Below are 15,426 nucleotides of genomic sequence, written 5' to 3' on the forward strand. Positions count from 1 at the left end.
ACTCTTCCAAAGGCTCTGTCTCTGAGCAGCCGGCTTCATGCGAGCGGGGCTCGCGTTCTTACGCGGTTGGGCCATAAGGTGGGCCTGGGCACCGCGCAATCCATAGAGCTCCACGAGCTGGGTGGCATTTCTGCGGCAAATCATCCTCGCAATTACGGAAGCAAAATCCACAAATGCGACGTGATCGCACCCGGTTGGAGCGTTCTCTAGCTCCCGCCATCATGGCGGGTATTACAGGCTGCCGGTTCAGTGAGACGGGCTTTAGACGGGAGGGCAACGGAAGAATTGCCCTCCCGCGAACAATCAGGCGGCTTCTGCAGAGAAACGTGCAAATAGCGGCTTAAGGCGAGGATGACGCGCCGCCTGAGGCGGATGAATCTCTACGGTTCGGCCGGATTTCGTCTCGCGCCTGAGCCATTCGCTGATGGTCTCTGCACTAGTGTGATCCATGTAGAGCAGGTGTTTGCCGATAATACTGACTTTACGGCCTTCGGGCAGCCCTTCGAGCGTGCTAAGCAGCACCGGCACGTCCTTGCAGGTGACCGCTCCGCCCAGTCGGACATGAATTTCATCGTCGACCTCGGAATGCCTGATTGCGAGCTTTCGGCGCAGATAAGGAAGAATTTCGAGGATCGACAGCGCAAGGCCGAGCGCCACCCCGACCAGCAGGTCCTGCAGGACGACCATGGCCACCGTGACGGCCCAGATTCCAACCGGCATGAGACCATGGTGTTCGAACAGGTGGCGCACATGGTGAAGGCTGATCAGCCGCCAGCCGGTGACGAGCAGCACGGCGGCGAGCGCCGTCAAGGGTACCATTTCCAGCAATCCCGGCAAAAGCGCAACAAGGCCGAGGATCCACACGCCATGCAATACTGCCGAGGTCCGCGTGCGAGCCCCAGCCTGGACGTTGGCCGATGAACGGACGATGACACCGGTGATAGGCAATGCCCCGAGCAATCCGCAAAGCCCGTTACCGACGCCTTGGGCGAAAAGCTCCCTGTTGAAGCGCGTGCGTCCCCCGTCATGCATGCGGTCGACAGCGGCCGCCGAAAGAAGCGTTTCGGCGCTCGCAATGACGGCAATCATCAGGATCGTCAAGATAATGCCGGGCTGCGCTAGCTGGCCAAAATTCTCGGCCGTCGGTATCGATATGCTCTCTGCCAGTGAGGCAGGCACTTCCACACGGGCAATCGGGAGTTCAAGAGTGGTCGTCAGGACCGTCGCGGCAGCAACCCCGACAAGCGCCCCCGGAACCAGCGCCAGCCATTTGGGCCGGAATTGTTCCCAGCAGACCATGGCGAGGAGGGCGATTAGACCGACCAGTAGCGCGACGGCCTCGTTGGTCACGCTGGCGCCCCACAATCTACCGACACTCTCGTTTATCGCGGTGACATTCTCGATGCCGCCGGCGGCAGGTTTGGCATCCATGAGCACATGGACCTGTCCGAGGATGATCAAAATGCCGATGCCGGCCAGCATGCCATGAACGACGGCCGGCGAAATTGCTCTGAACCAGGAGCCGATCCTGAGGAAACCCGCCAAGATCTGCAGGAGGCCGACGATGAGCAGCACGGGACCGAGCATGGCAACGCCGTACTGTTCGACGAAGCCGAAGACGATGACGGCAAGACCGGCGGCAGGCCCGGAGACCTGAAGAGGCGAGCCTGCCAGCAGGCCGACAACGAGGCCTCCTATGATACCGGAGATAAGCCCCATGGCCGCTGGTACCCCGGAGGCGATCGCAATTCCCAGGCAGAGCGGAATGGCGACAAGAAAAACCACCAGAGACGAAGCGAGGTCGCGCGAGAATGCAGAGCCGTTGTTTATCATGGCACTACTCCCCGCCAAGCGTTGCGGCAACCCGCGGCATGACATGCGGGTGGTCTCGTCCTGTGATGGCGACCGGCAGCGGCTCGCCCTCCTGCACCTCGGTAAACGTCGCCAAAACCCCGTCATAGACTTGGACCTCGCCCGTCCCGATGTCGAAGAACCAGCCGTGCAGCGTGATCTCGTTGGTCGCAAGCTTCGCAGCCACCGACGGATGGGTCTTTAAATGGTCGAGCTGCACGACGACGTTTTCCATTGCTACCGCACGCACGCGGTCAGTTTCGGAGAGATCGTCGGGATAGGCTTGGCAAACAATCGAATAGGCGGCGTGGCTGTGCCGCAGCCAGGCTGCGACATTCGGCATTGGTTCCAGCATTTGCGGGTGGCACAGCCCTTTCATCGCCCCGCAATCGGAGTGACCGCAAACGACAATGTCGCTGACGCCGAGCGCCAGGATGGCATATTCGATTGCGGAAGAGACCCCACCATTGAGGGTCGAGAAGGGGGGAACGATATTGCCGGCATTGCGGCAGACGAAGAGATCGCCGGGACCGGACTGTGTTATCGTTTCCGGCATCACTCGGCTGTCGGCACAAGATATCATCAGGGCATGTGGCTGCTGGCCTTCGCGCGCCAGCTTGCGGTAAAGGGCCGAATGATTCGGAAACACGGCGCCACGAAAACTGGAGATACCTTTCAGGAAGTCACCCATATATCGGATCCTCTTTCTGGCCGGACGTCGGACTGGGAGGATGTCTCTCATCCGGCGGGTTGCAGAAGCGATCTGTTCGCAGATGCACAATAAAGGGCAGAACGAGAGCAAAAAAAGAGTCTCGCAGCATATTGCGTCGCAACATTTTTTGAACAAGACGTGATCTGGCTGATTGCCGCTCACGTCGCGAATTCCAAGATCGAACTGGTGCGATCCACGCCTTCGCGCGGGGTCCCGCCGCCGAATTCGCCGGTGATTCGCAGATGCCCTTATTCCGACGGACAGAACGGCATCATGATCCAGCACGATGCTTGAAAGAAGGTCCCAAGGAATGGCCTGGCGGCTCCCATAGAACTGAAACTTTACCCCGCAGTGGTGGTGGTGCTGTCCCGCTTGAGCGACAAGACAAGCGTCATCGGCTGCTCAACAAATACGGTGAAGCCGTAGCGTGGAACGGCGATGAATTTCGGCAGGATCTGCCTCAGGCCCCCATCGCCAAGACGGGCCGACGCTCCTGCTCTGCCTTCTCCGCCATGCGGATTTCGTATGCCTTACCCCAGTTTGCCATCACGGTCACGGCATGGTTGAGGCTGCGGCCGAACTCGGTCGCAGAATATTCCACCCGCTGCACCTTCCCCGGAAATACCGCGCGGCTGATGAGATCGTCCGCCTCCATCTCGCGGAGCTGCTGGGCGAGGACTTTCTCGCTGATCCCTGACAGGATGCGCCTCAACTCGCCGAAGCGGCGGGGCGAGAGATTGATCTCCCAGAGGATGTCAGTCTTCCACTTTCCACCGATCACGTTGAGTGCACTTGCAAAGCCGCAATCGTCGTCCGGCAGGCGTTTCATTTCCGTTCTCCCCTTACTGCAGAGTAACCGCTTACCTGAAGGTACGCAATTTACCTCACCGACTTGCAGCCGTATCAAATGACGTCTCAAATATTGGAGTTCAATTCGATGACTACAATAGGGTTCTTCGGCGCGGGCCGGATGGGAGCTTCACTTGTTCGGACGCTCGCAAAAAGCGGCCATGAGGTGCATGTCTGGAACAGAACGGCGGCGAAGGCGGAAGCGCTGGCGCCGTTCGGTGTGCAGCCGAAACTAACGCCGGAAGCGGCGGCGGCTGAGGCCGAGATCGTCTTCGTCAACCTGATAGACTATGCTGCCTCCGACGCACAGCTGAGAAAGCCGGAGGTCACACAGACGCTGAAGGGCAAGCTCCTGGTGCAGCTCACCTCGGGCTCCCCAAAAGCGGCGCGCGACACCGGCGCCTGGGCGACCGGCCACGGGATCGCCTATCTCGACGGAGCCATTATGGCGACACCAAATGTCATCGGAGAACCCGAAACGCTGATCCTCTTCGCCGGGTCGAAGTCGCGTTACCAAAAGCACGAAAGGGTATTTGTGGCGCTCGGCGGCAAATCCGCCTTCCTCAGCGAGGATTTCGGGGCTGCATCGGCCCTCGACAGCGCCCTTCTTGGGCAGATGTGGGGCACGTTGTTCGGCACGCTTCAAGCGCTCGCCATTAACAGGGCAGAAAACATTAATGCCGACACCTACGCGACGTACCTCAAGCTCGTCCAGCCGGTCATCGACGGGGCCGAGCGGGACCTCATGCAACGGGTCCGCGACGGCCGCGACCGCGGTGACGATGAAACATTTGCAACAATCGCTGCTCACAATGTCGCTCTCCAGCATCTGCGGCATATCAACGCCGAGCGCGGCCTGAATCCGGTCCTTGCCGATGCCTTCGACAGCCTCTTCAGAACCGCCATCCAAAATGGTCACGTCGGCGACGATTTCGCGATACTGGCTCGTTTCATGAGGGCGCCATGACCGGTGCGGAAAAGCCCGTCGTCCGCACGGCACGCTGTTCCTGCGGCAGCCTGAAGCTGAGCCTCCGCGGCGCGCCGGAACGGGTCTATGCCTGCGCATGTCTGAACTGCCAGAAAGCGACTGGTTCGGCATTTTCCTACCGGGCGCGTTATCGAAAACAGGCCATTATCGCCGACGACGGCGAGCGACGGCGCTTCCGGCGCTTCACCGACAAGGGCCGCTGGATGGATCAGATCTTCTGCCCGAATTGCGGCACGCTGATCTACATGGAGGCTGAGGTGCTGGACGAGCAGATCGTCGTCTCGATTGGCTGTTTCGCCGAGCCAGATTTCGCGCCGCCAGCTGCGATCTTCTGGTCACGGCGCCGCCACGGCTGGTACGAGCCGAACCCGGAGATCCAGCTTGTCGAGTAGCCTCAATCCTCTGCGACCGCACTCAAATATTGTAAGCTGTTTACCGGGAACCTTCATTCAGGAGAGACCGAGCTGGAAAGACTATATTACCCGCCTCTCGCGGCTTAGGTTTGAGCATTCTCTTCCGCGGTTTCCTCTCACGGCCGACTCAATCTGGATACCGATCGAATATTGGAAGCGCTTGGATGTGCGCGGACCAAGGCAAGCGCTCGGCGACCTGAACCTGAATGTCAGGGGCAACCATCGTTGGATCGTCGAGGGTGGCAATTTGCACGTCAACGATCCCGGGAATGAGGGCTTCGTTCAGATAGACAAGGCCTGTTCCACATATCGCGCAGAAATGGCGGTGCGCTTGGCCGTTGGATGACCAGATGCGAGGTTCGCCTTTGGTAATTCGGAAGCTGCCGGCCTCTACCCCCATCCAACCGACCATCGGCGCACCGGACGAACGACGACAATCCTCGCAGTGGCAGATCGCGGCGTGAACAGGTCGATCCGACTCATATCGAACGGCGCCGCAACGGCATCCGCCAGTTAGTCGGCTATTGGAGCCGGCTTCAACCATTCCAGGTCCTCCCAATGCTTTGCATCATCTCACCGATTCAGCCCTATAGCACGAATCGCCAGTTTTGCCTTGACCGCTGGCGAATTTCTCATGGGAATCTTCACGGGTAGTTTTCATCAAGACTGGAGACAAGACACAATGCAAGTGGCCGCATAGCAGCGACCAATCCGGACGATCGGGGAACTGATCGAAGCACTTCATTAACATCTTCCCCCGCTTGAAAGCGGGGGATTTCCGAGGGTGCGCGAAGCTCCGCCGATCGTTATCGCTTCAACGGAGAGCCGCTGCCCTTCCTCCACGATCATAGACGCCGTGTTCCGACGCAGGATGTTGATTGCAGCATTGTGGTCGGCATGGGCGCGCAAGCCGCATTGGCAACAGCGGAAAGACGCTTGGCTTTCGCGGCTTTCCCTGTCCACGGCTGCGCAGGCCGAACAGGTCTGCGAGGTGTGGCGGGGATCGACCTTGCACAGGTATCCGCCCCGTTCTTCGAGCTTGTAGGCCAACACGGTTTCAAAGCCGTGCCAGCCTTGTTCGAGGATCGCCCGGTTCAGGCCCGCCTTCTGGCAGACGTTGGTTCCGGGCGCGTCCACGGTTCCCCTGGCGCTGCGCGTCATGTTGCGCGTGGCGAGGTCTTCCAGCACGACCGTTGCGAAGCGACGGGCGATATCAAGACTGGCCTTGTGCCGCCAATCCTGCCGGATGCGGGCAGCACGGGCCTGCAAGGCGGCAACGCGGCGGCGGGCCTTGGCGTGGCGGCTCGACCCGCGCTTGCGCCGCGCCAGAACGCGCTGGGCCCGGCGCTTCCTGGGCTCGATCTCCGCAAGGCCGGCAGGCATCCACCAATGCTCCCCGGTCGAAAGCGTCAGCGTGTTCGCCACGCCCCGGTCGATCCCCACGGCGGGCAAATCGTTTTGCGGGACGGCATGGTCGATTTCGCAGGCGAAGACGATGTGCCAGCCGTTCGCCGCCAGGCTCACCGTCACATTCATGGTCTTGCCACGCAGGCGCCGCGTGTCGCGGAACTTCACCCAGCCGATCTTGGGAAGGCGCGCGGCGGACCACTTGCCGTTCAGGCGCTTGACCTCGATCTCCCGCCCCTGAAAGCGGAAGGCGCCGTTCACGCCCTTCTTGCGGGGCGCGAGGGATATCCTGCGCGCCCGGCGAAGAAGTTGGCATACGCCTTATCCAGATCGCGCAGGGCCTGCTGCTGGGGCGTCACATGCACGGCGGCAATCCAGTCGAACGCGGCCCGCAGTGCGGTCAATTCCCGCGCCTGGGCGATGTAATTCAAGCGGTTCCCGGTCTGCCGCCGGTAATGCCGCCACCAGTCCCTGCGCTGCTCCAGCGCCAGATTATAGACCAGCCGCACAACACCCCAGGCCTTGCTTTGGTTTTGCCGTCCGGCGGCGATCGACAGAAAGAGAGCCGCCGAGGTCGTCGCTCTCCCTCCCCTTTTCATTGCGGCGGACATAGCGTTCGTCGCTGCCTGTATCATCAGTTCGGGCTTGGTCAACATCCATCCGTCAGTTGCGACTAACGAAGACCGCACGCCGGGGCAAAAAGATGCATCGAATCAAGGCCATGATGATGACTCGGAAAACGAGCCTCGACGCAAGGCTAAGTCATTGAAATTAGATTCGTTTCGAATCGGAACAATCGATCAGTGATTCGGTTGATTCGCGATAGTTGGAGTCAGGAGTCCGCGTAAATGGTTACCCCGCGAGCGAATTGGAAGGGCTACATCAAGTTCGGTGAAGTTGCGTTTCCGGTCGCGCTTTACACGGCCGCCTCGTCCTCCGAGCGGATCGCCTTCAATACCTTGAATCGCAAGACCGGCAATCGCGTCCGCCGCGAATTCGTCGATAGCGAAACCGGCGATCCGGTGGAGCGCGATGCACAGGTGAAGGGCTTCGAGATCGAGGACGGGCGCTATGTTGTCCTCGAACCCGAAGAAGTCGCAGCGGCGATTCCAAATAGCGACAAGACACTGAAGGTCGAGGCATTCATTCCTTGCGACGAGGTCGACGACGTCTATTTCGACAAACCGTATTATCTTGCGCCCGACAAGATGGGCAGCGATGCGTACAAGCTTCTGCGCGACGGCATGAAAAAAGCCAAGGTCGCCGCGATCGCTCGTGCGGTCCTGTTCCGGCGCCTGCGCACCCTACTTATCCGACCGCACGGCAAGGGCCTGATTGGATCGACATTGAACTACGACTACGAGGTGCGTTCATCCGAAAAGGCGTTCGAGGAGATGCCGGACCTGAAGATTGAAGGCGAGATGCTGGAGCTGGCAAAGCACATCATCAACACCAAGAAGGGTGAGTTCGACCCGAAACAGTTCGACGACCGCTACGAGGAGGCGGTGGCCGAGCTCGTGAAAGCAAAGATGGAAGGCCGCACGCTGCCGAAGAAGAAGGCACCCCCAGCATCCAAACCGGGCGATCTTCTGGAGGCCCTGCGTGAAAGTGCCGGAATGTCCACGCCTGCCAAGAGCAAACGCACCGCGGCCAACGCCAACGCCGGCAAAGGCCGGCAACAAGCCAGTCGGGCCGCCGCATCCAAGGCCCGCAGCACTGGTGCCCACCAGCGTCGTGCTGGCTGATCGAAGAGGACACCATGGCTCTCCGCCCCTACTGGAAAGGCTATCTGAAGCTTTCGCTGGTTACCTGCCCGGTACAGATGATGCCGGCCACGTCGGAAAACGAAAAGGTGCGCTTCCACACGCTGAACCGGCAAACCCAGCATCGCGTCGTGAGCCACTATGTCGATTCCGTCACCGGCAAGGAGGTGAAGGACGAAGACGAAGTCAAAGGTTACCAAAAAGGCGAGAACGACTATGTCATTCTCGAAGACGAGGAACTCGAAAATGTTGCACTCGAGAGCACCAAAACCATAGATATCGAGGTGTTCGCGCCGCGCGATAGCGTAGGATGGATCTGGCTCGACACGCCTTACTATCTGTCGCCGGCCGATCCTGTCGGCCAAGAAGCCTTCTCGGTCATTCGCGACGCCATGGCGGCCGAGAATATGGTCGGTATTTCCAGACTTGTCATCTCGCGGCGGGAACGCGCTGTCATGCTTGAGCCGCGCGGTAAGGGCATCGTGCTCTGGACGCTGCGTTACGGCGATGAGGTCCGCGACGCCGAGACCTACTTCGAGAAGATCGATGACGAAATGGCCGACAATGAGTTGATGCCCCTGGTCCAGCAACTCATCAAAAAGCAGACACAACCCTGGAACCCGAAGATGGCCTCCGACCCTGTCCAGGATAAGCTCCTCGACATGATCGAGGCGAAGAAGAAGCTGATGAAGAAGCCCGCCAGGGCAAAGCCGAAAGGCAAGGGCAAGGAAGAGCCGGCGCCAACCAACGTCATCAATATCATGGATGCATTGCGCAGATCGGTCGAAGCTGAAAACCGCTCGGAGAGGCAGTAGCCTCATGACGCGCCCGCGCCGACCCTCTTTGCCATTGCTCGACGTGTCTCATTCGGCGCTGCAGTCTCGTCCAATCCGCAAGCGCGATCCTGAGCAGCCGAACCTGCCTTTCGATCCGATGCCGCAGCGCGTGGAACCCTGCCTCGCGCTGCTGAAGAGCGTGGCTCCGCTGGGACCGGATTGGCTTTACGAGGTGAAGTGGGACGGTTACCGGCTCGCGATCCATATCGAACCAAAGGGTGTGAGCATCATTACCCGCGGCGGCCATGACTGGACCCGCCGCTTTCCCTCGATCGCCGCGGCGGCAAAAGACCTCGGGGTGACGACCGCCATTCTCGACGGCGAGGCCGTTGTTCTCGACGATCAGGGCCGGTCGGACTTTGGCGCCTTGCAGCGTTCGCTCGGAGGTCGGGGCGGCAAACGGATCTCGACCGAGTCCATCCTCTACGCCTTCGATCTTCTCTATCTCGACGGATACGATCTCACTCGCACCGAGCTTGCCGTGCGCCGGCGCCTTCTTGAAGATCTGATACCAGAAGGCGGCAATGGGACGATCCGCCTTTCCGAAGCGATAGAACTGCCAGCCGAAGATCTCCTTGAGCACGCATGCCAGGTCGGCCTGGAAGGGATCATAGCCAAGCATCGGGATCAGCCTTACCGCAGCGGTCGGACTGGCGACTGGCTGAAGATCAAGTGCGTCCAGAGTGAAAGCTTCATGGTCGTCGGCTATGAACAATCGGCATCAGCGTGCGGCGGCATCGGCAGTCTGCTATTGGCCGGCAAGAAGGGCTTCGACTGGGTTTATGTCGGGTCGGTCGGAACCGGTTTCACCAGGAGCGATGCCGAGTATTTGAAAAAGGCGCTCGATCAGCTGAGAACGAACACGCCGGTGGTTCCGCTTAAGGGCAAGCGCTTCGTCTTCGCGCAGCCGACACTGATCGTCGAGATCGAATTTCGCGGCTGGACGCATGACCGCAATCTACGACACGCTTCCTACAAGGGGCTTCGGGAGGTCCAGGACAACGCGGCCGTCTTCGATGTGACGGATTGGTGATGGGAATAGATCACACCGTCGGCGCGCCGGAACAGGCGATCCGCGCTTGATGCCAGCATGAAATCATCGGCTACGGCGATAAGCCAGCCGTCGTGCGCTTTGGCATGACGGCAACTCAGGCCATGACCATCAAGGCAATACGATCCGCATCAGAGCTATTGCAGATGCCGCTCATGCGGCGGCTCTTGTCTTGCCCAGACGCTTAATCGCCTGCTCCAGCGGCCGCTGGGCATCACAATAGCCCTGCCAAGCCGATGTCTTTGCGAGCAGAACCGGCACAGTCCTGACCGTGAATCGCTTCGGATCGAGGTCGGATTTGACCTGCGTCCATGTCAGCGGCATCGAGACGGTGGCGCCCGCTCGGGCCCGTGGTGACAATGGTGCAACCGCCGTCGCCATGCGGTCATTGCGCAAATAGTCGAGAAAGATCCGGCCGTTCCTCAAGCTCTTGGTCATCTTGATCAGATAGAGTTCGGGATGGTCGCGCGCCATCTGCTGGCAGACAGCATGCGCAAACCCTTTCGCCTCCGACCAGGAGAGCGGCTTGCGCTTGTTGATGGCAAGCGGAGTGACCACATGAAGGCCCTTGCCGCCAGTTGTCTTACAGAAACTGATCAGGCCCAGTTCCTCAAGCCTGTCACGCATCTCGCGGGCTGCTGAAACGACTGTAGAAAAGGGTACGTCCGGACCAGGATCGAGGTCGAAGACGAGCCGTCCCGGCACTTCCGGCTGCTGCGGCTCGCAATTCCAAGGATGCAGTTCGACAGCACCGATCTGAGCGACGGCAGCCAAACCCTCGATCCGGTCGATTTGCAGGTAAGGCTTCTTGTCACCGAAGACCTTTACTAGTTCGAGAAGGCTCGAGGTGCCAGGCATGGCATGTCGCTGGAAAAACTGCTCGCCACCGATCCCGTCGGGAGCGCGGATAATGGAGCAGGGCCGCCCCTTGATGTGCTCGATCATCCAGGAGCCGACGGCTTCGTAATAACGGGCCAGCTCTTCCTTGGTGACGGGTCCCTTGTCGCTAGCATCCGGCCACAGCGGCTTGTCCGGGTTGGAGATCAGCACACCCATCACTTCCGCCTTAACACCCTTCCGCCGCGTTGACCTGGCCGCCGGAACTAGCAGCGCCGGCCCGGGCACGTCGGTTTTCGAAGGCTTCGCCAACCGTTCGGCCTCGACTTCCTTGGCCGACTTGTCATCGCGCAGTCCCTTAAATGCAGCTTGGCGGACAAGACCGTCGGCGGTCCAGCCTGCGAATTCGATTTCCGCTACGAGTTCGGGCTTCAGCCAAGTGACCTCCGCCCCCTTCTTCGGCGCGCCGATGCCAGTAAAGGGCGATTTCGTCGTCTCGAGCGCCTTCAACTTCGCAAGGAGCGTTTCCACTTTCTTCGCGCCGTATCCGGTACCGACGCGGCCGACATAGACGAAGTTGTCGCCGTGGTAGACGCCGACCAACAAGGATCTGAACTTGCCATTCGTCTTGGCATAAGCCCCGAGCACGACCTCGTGGCCGGCCCGACATTTGGATTTGGCCCAGGTTTCGGTTCGGCCGGATTGATACGGCGCGTCCACCTGCTTTGAGATGATGCCTTCCAGCGACAGTTTGCAGGCAGATCTGAGGACCGCGTCGCCGCCAGTCTCGAAATGCTCGACAAACCGGATGCGGGGATTATTGCCTGCCTCGGCCAGCAGGCTCTGCAACCGCGCCTTCCGATCTACAACTGACAGAGATCGCAAATCCTCACCACCGTCGTAAAGAAGATCGAATGCGAAGTAGACGAGATCGCCGGCTTTGCCTTCCGAAAGCGCCGCTTGGAGGGCTGCGAAATCGGGCGCACCATTCTCGTCGAGGGCGCAGATCTCACCATCGATAATCGAATCGGGCAGTGCAGATGCCGCCTCGCCTATTTCGCGATATTTGGCTGTCCAGTCGAGGCCCTTGCGGGTCTTCAGTGTCGCCTCACCGTCCAGCACGCGCATCTGGATCCGGTAACCGTCGAACTTGATCTCGTGGATCCAGCCCTTGCCCACGGGAGGGCGCTCCAGGGTCTGACAGAGCTGTGGCGCGATGAAGTCAGGCAGGTCGACAGGCGAAACCGACGCCTTGCCGGCTCGCACATCCGATTTTCGCTCGTCAGCGGCCAGCCCTTGATGGCTGTCCCAGACCGCATCAGCCTGAACGTCGCCTCCTGCGACGATGAATGGTTTGGGCTTGCGCCCTTTGCCAGCGGCGATCATCTCCATTGTTCGGCCGGAGGCGACCGATGTGTCATTGTCCTCCAGGATCGCCGCGCCATTCTCCTCGACCGAGAACGCGTCATGGTGCTTGATCAGCAGCCAGTTGGTTCGCTTACCACGTTCGCGATCGTTGCCCATGCGCACCAGCACGAAGCCGCCATGCAGGCGTTTGCCTTCGAGGGTGAATTTGAAGTCGCCCTTTTCCAGAGCTTGCTTCGGGCTCTTCTTTCCTTCCGGCTTCCAATAGCCGCGGTCCCATAGCATCACAGTACCGCCGCCATACTGGCCTTTCGGGATCGTCCCTTCGAAATCGCCATAATCGAGTGGGTGGTCCTCCACCTCGACCGCTAACCGCTTGTCGTGCGGGTCGAGAGACGGGCCTTTCGTGACGGCCCAGGACTTGAAGACCCCATCGAACTCGAGCCTCAGATCGTAGTGAAGGCGGGTCGCGTCGTGTTTCTGGATGACGAAACGAGGGCGATTGCTGCGCGCAATGCGCCCTTCACCGCTCGGCTCAGCAGTCCTTTGAAAATCGCGCTTCGATCGATAGGTCGATAGTTTGTCACTGGCCATGGTTGTTCCCGCAAACAGCGTCCGACAGCGAAATGCTGGTTGGCAGCTGGAAGTTCCATGATGGCGTTCCTCCAGCCGATAATTGGAAAACAGGAAGCTTGTACCAGGCCTCGTCTCTTCGGAGACGAGGCCATCGCTGATGCTCTAGATAATGGCTACACGTGCTGGCCGGGCCGCGTGGATGGCCGGCCTTCTCTTCCACGGGGCCATGACGGCAGGCATGCCGGCTTCGAGACAAGCCGCCAGGAATGCCTCGCGCGCGATCACAGCGGGAATGGTTCCGTTGAGGGCACCCCGGCAAGTCTTCACCGCGCGTTCATGGCGCTCTCCGTGGCGCAGTGGCCATTCGTTTTCGAGAAAATCCAACGCGTCGTAAGCGCCTGTGAAGGTCCGCTCCAAACCGCATTGCAGCCGAATCCTTACCGGCCGGGTCCATGGAACATCGTTGAGCGGCATCTTTTCCTCCTTTCATGCCACCAATGATCCTGACGAAATGATATTGGGAGTTGTCTCCGACTGTTCAAGACCGTAAGGCCAACCAGATCATCGCGCCGTTGTTCAGGGAATCTGCACGGTTCCGTCAACCGATCTCCCGGAAGGTAATGGAATAGCGAAGCTGCCCGACAGGCGGGATGGAGTGCTCCCATTCGCTCCGGGCGGGACCCGACAGCAGGTAGACGGAGCCCGGCTCGGCAATCACCGAGACACGCTCCCAGTTCGGGCCGGCAGGGCGCCTCAACCTGAAAGTACATGGCGATAGCAATGAGACACCGACGACCCTGCCGAACACTTTTTTGTCCTTATGCCAGCCGATCGGCGCGCCCGGCGCATATTCGGTGATCAGCGCCTGTTGCAATCCATCGGGTTCGATACCGGCGAAATCTGCCGCAAGGGTGCGCACGGGCAAAAGGAACGGCGGAACGTCGTCAATGCGCCTCACCCGCTCCCTATCGAAGTCATATTTCCAGCCATAGGAGATGACCTTTCGTTTGCCCTCAAAGCCATGAAAATCGAAGGGTTTCAGCGGCAATTGTCTTATCTCTCGAAGCAGATCCGACTGGACCGCCTCGGGAACGACGGCGGGTTGATAGCGGAAGCCCTGCGGCAATCGCGTCTCCGCTTCGGCAAACAAGTCTCCTTGCGGCGAAATGCTCATGGTCAGTTCCTCGCCGGCGTGTCAGTGGACACGCGGCGTTTTGACGACTGCGGCGAAATCTTCTGCCACCAGTTCGCTGATCGCAATCAGGACTTCCTCGGCCGAGAAGCCAGAAGCGATCGTAGTGCGGATCAGATCCTGCAGATCAGGCTCGACGACATCGCGGCAATCGTCGAGCCGCTCGTCCGAGATTGTTATGCTGTGCAATTCTTCCATCGTTCGACCTTTCAAGGTTTCGGCTGCCGGCTGCTCAATGTGCCGGCGGGCCAAAATAATTTACGGGCAGACGCTCGGCGCATGGCGATAGGCAGAAGGCCCTCGCGCTGCATCTTCTTGCGGACTGCCTTTTGCCATCTGGCAATCACCTGGGCTCGTTCGCGAACCCGACGTTCCGACGGTTTCTCGTAAGCGCGGCGTTCCTTTATCTCGAGGAACAGGCCTTCGCGCTGTATATCTTTTTCACCGCGCGGCTGGCCTGTTCGACATCTCTCTGACGATGACCTGCATCTGCTTCTTCCCCTATCATTGTGGTTTATGTTCAGCCGAGTTGCTTGGCAATGATCGCCTCCAGTTCCCTGCGCGTTAGAAGGCAGGGGTACGGCTTCCAGTTGTTGTCCGGCCGAGCGACGACGTCACCGCGCTCGCGCGGCTTCATGACCGCAGGCGCGGTAGCGATGCTTGTCTTGTTCAATCGAGTACCTTAGCAGTACAGGCGGCCACACCTCGGCCGCCCTTTTGACACGCGGATTGTCGACCTCATCAGGAGCAAGCCGCGCGGTATGGGATATGTGGGTGATTGCCAAAAGATAAGAGGTGCCCGTCTGCATTACAAGGCGGTGCACAGCCGCGGACATAGATGGGTGAATGGAGGCGCTCAACCATGCGCGTCGTTGACCACGATAGCTCGCAATGGCAGAGAAGCGGTTTCAACGGCAGCCACGCTCCGAGGAAGAAGCGTTTCGCTGGGGGACGAATATCTCGGTGCGATCGCAGCCGGGCAGATCAAATATCGCGCCTGGGAAGCGGGTGACATCGCGGTCCGCCTCTACAGCTTCGCGGCGGTGATACGCTACCGCGCACGCCTCGAAGTCGTATTCAACGGGCATCCCGTTCCGCCCGGAGACTACTGGCACACGGACGCTTACGAGCATCGCGACGGCGTCTGGACGGTCGTCTGGTCGCAGGCAACAGCCATCAGCCGCCAAATCTAACCACACAGGAGCGCCTTTGACATGAGTGGAGGTCATGCCGTGCGCCGTCGTGCGCTTGAAAGAGACGCATCAATCGGATCCATTCCCGTCGAACCGCAGACGTGATGACGCTCAATGGCGAGCGCCCTTTCTGGGAAAAAGGTCCCCATTCTTTATGCGATGACGAAGACGACAGAGAGGGGTCGGTTGCCGGAGAACCCGCGAGGCTGGATCAAGTCTCGGTCTTAAGCTCATGGGTGGACTCGTCAAGTGATGGTCCATGGCGGCTGATCTGCCGCACAATCACCAGCACAACACAAAAACTGGCTCGCCTCTCGTAGAATCGCTCTGCTGCACAGATTAGGCGCCTTAAACGGATCAGAACTGGAGCCTCGCTCACTGCGATTGAACGCG

General features: G+C 59.8%; 17 protein-coding genes and 1 pseudogene. 6 read left to right on the plus strand and 12 right to left on the minus strand.

Going from position 1 to position 15,426, the window contains the following annotated elements:
- Nucleotides 1-303 precede the first annotated feature (303 nt).
- The 3 genes from ISN39_RS29685 to ISN39_RS29695 form a co-directional block, all read right to left on the minus strand.
- On the minus strand, nt 304-1,833 hold the full coding sequence (locus ISN39_RS29685; protein WP_194731525.1) for a SulP family inorganic anion transporter: 1,530 nt from the start codon (nt 1,831-1,833) through the stop codon (nt 304-306).
- 4 nt (nt 1,834-1,837) lie between these two features.
- Complete coding sequence (locus ISN39_RS29690) at nt 1,838-2,542, minus strand: carbonic anhydrase (RefSeq protein ID WP_194731526.1); 705 nt, start codon at nt 2,540-2,542, stop codon at nt 1,838-1,840.
- Between the two features lie 481 nt (nt 2,543-3,023).
- Complete coding sequence (locus ISN39_RS29695; RefSeq protein WP_194731527.1) at nt 3,024-3,392, minus strand: helix-turn-helix domain-containing protein; 369 nt, start codon at nt 3,390-3,392, stop codon at nt 3,024-3,026.
- A gap of 78 nt (nt 3,393-3,470) precedes the next feature.
- Between ISN39_RS29695 and ISN39_RS29700 the strand changes: the two genes are divergently transcribed.
- Both ISN39_RS29700 and ISN39_RS29705 read left to right on the plus strand, forming a co-directional pair.
- On the plus strand, nt 3,471-4,379 hold the full coding sequence (locus ISN39_RS29700; RefSeq protein WP_194731528.1) for an NAD(P)-binding domain-containing protein: 909 nt from the start codon (nt 3,471-3,473) through the stop codon (nt 4,377-4,379).
- On the plus strand, nt 4,376-4,792 hold the full coding sequence (locus ISN39_RS29705) for a GFA family protein (protein ID WP_194731529.1): 417 nt from the start codon (nt 4,376-4,378) through the stop codon (nt 4,790-4,792). The genes ISN39_RS29700 and ISN39_RS29705 overlap by 4 nt, the downstream gene beginning before the upstream one ends.
- Before the next feature lie 148 nt (nt 4,793-4,940).
- Here the strand turns inward: ISN39_RS29705 and ISN39_RS29710 are convergent, their stop codons facing one another.
- The 3 genes from ISN39_RS29710 to ISN39_RS38040 all read right to left on the minus strand — a co-directional run bounded on the left by ISN39_RS29710 (nt 4,941) and on the right by ISN39_RS38040 (nt 6,729).
- Nucleotides 4,941-5,357, minus strand: coding sequence for a GFA family protein (locus tag ISN39_RS29710; RefSeq protein ID WP_194731530.1), 417 nt, complete (start codon nt 5,355-5,357; stop codon nt 4,941-4,943).
- Nucleotides 5,358-5,557: 200 nt separating this feature from the next.
- Entirely contained in the window at nt 5,558-6,481 is a 924-nt protein-coding gene (locus tag ISN39_RS29715; RefSeq protein WP_194731531.1) for an RNA-guided endonuclease TnpB family protein, read from the minus strand.
- Entirely contained in the window at nt 6,478-6,729 is a 252-nt protein-coding gene (locus ISN39_RS38040; RefSeq protein ID WP_348651994.1) for a hypothetical protein, read from the minus strand. The genes ISN39_RS29715 and ISN39_RS38040 overlap by 4 nt, the downstream gene beginning before the upstream one ends.
- Nucleotides 6,730-7,068: 339 nt before the next feature.
- Between ISN39_RS38040 and ISN39_RS29725 the strand changes: the two genes are divergently transcribed.
- Genes ISN39_RS29725 through ligD (ISN39_RS29735) form a run of 3 tightly spaced genes read left to right on the plus strand, consistent with a single transcriptional unit; the run spans nt 7,069 to nt 9,852 of the window.
- Nucleotides 7,069-7,965 (plus strand): Ku protein, encoded by an 897-nt coding sequence (locus tag ISN39_RS29725; protein ID WP_194731533.1) that lies wholly within the window; start codon nt 7,069-7,071, stop codon nt 7,963-7,965.
- A gap of 14 nt (nt 7,966-7,979) precedes the next feature.
- A complete protein-coding gene (locus tag ISN39_RS29730; RefSeq protein WP_194731534.1) occupies nt 7,980-8,798 on the plus strand; it encodes a Ku protein in 819 nt (272 codons plus the stop codon).
- Between the two features lie 4 nt (nt 8,799-8,802).
- Nucleotides 8,803-9,852, plus strand: a complete 1,050-nt coding sequence (gene ligD, locus ISN39_RS29735; RefSeq protein WP_194731535.1) for a non-homologous end-joining DNA ligase — start codon at nt 8,803-8,805, stop codon at nt 9,850-9,852.
- 171 nt (nt 9,853-10,023) lie between these two features.
- Here the strand turns inward: ligD (ISN39_RS29735) and ligD (ISN39_RS29740) are convergent, their stop codons facing one another.
- The 6 genes and pseudogenes from ligD (ISN39_RS29740) to ISN39_RS29765 form a co-directional block, all read right to left on the minus strand.
- Nucleotides 10,024-12,666, minus strand: a complete 2,643-nt coding sequence (gene ligD, locus ISN39_RS29740) for a DNA ligase D (protein ID WP_194731536.1) — start codon at nt 12,664-12,666, stop codon at nt 10,024-10,026.
- 144 nt (nt 12,667-12,810) lie between these two features.
- Nucleotides 12,811-13,122 (minus strand): DUF982 domain-containing protein, encoded by a 312-nt coding sequence (locus ISN39_RS29745; RefSeq protein WP_194731537.1) that lies wholly within the window; start codon nt 13,120-13,122, stop codon nt 12,811-12,813.
- A gap of 124 nt (nt 13,123-13,246) precedes the next feature.
- Nucleotides 13,247-13,822, minus strand: coding sequence for an alpha-ketoglutarate-dependent dioxygenase AlkB (locus ISN39_RS29750; protein ID WP_194731538.1), 576 nt, complete (start codon nt 13,820-13,822; stop codon nt 13,247-13,249).
- A gap of 21 nt (nt 13,823-13,843) precedes the next feature.
- Entirely contained in the window at nt 13,844-14,038 is a 195-nt protein-coding gene (locus ISN39_RS29755; RefSeq protein ID WP_074073013.1) for a hypothetical protein, read from the minus strand.
- 11 nt (nt 14,039-14,049) lie between these two features.
- Nucleotides 14,050-14,329, minus strand: a pseudogene (locus ISN39_RS29760) (30S ribosomal protein S21).
- A gap of 31 nt (nt 14,330-14,360) precedes the next feature.
- The gene (locus ISN39_RS29765) at nt 14,361-14,513 is read right to left on the minus strand and encodes a hypothetical protein (RefSeq protein ID WP_194731539.1); all 153 of its coding nucleotides are present in this window, start codon (nt 14,511-14,513) and stop codon (nt 14,361-14,363) included.
- 199 nt (nt 14,514-14,712) lie between these two features.
- Here ISN39_RS29765 and ISN39_RS29770 point away from each other — a divergent pair, with 199 nt between their 5' ends.
- Nucleotides 14,713-15,033, plus strand: coding sequence for a nuclear transport factor 2 family protein (locus ISN39_RS29770; protein WP_246763467.1), 321 nt, complete (start codon nt 14,713-14,715; stop codon nt 15,031-15,033).
- The last annotated feature ends 393 nt before the right edge of the window (nt 15,034-15,426 follow it).

The sequence above is a fragment of the Rhizobium sp. 007 genome (assembly GCF_015353075.1).
Taxonomy (GTDB): domain Bacteria; phylum Pseudomonadota; class Alphaproteobacteria; order Rhizobiales; family Rhizobiaceae; genus Rhizobium.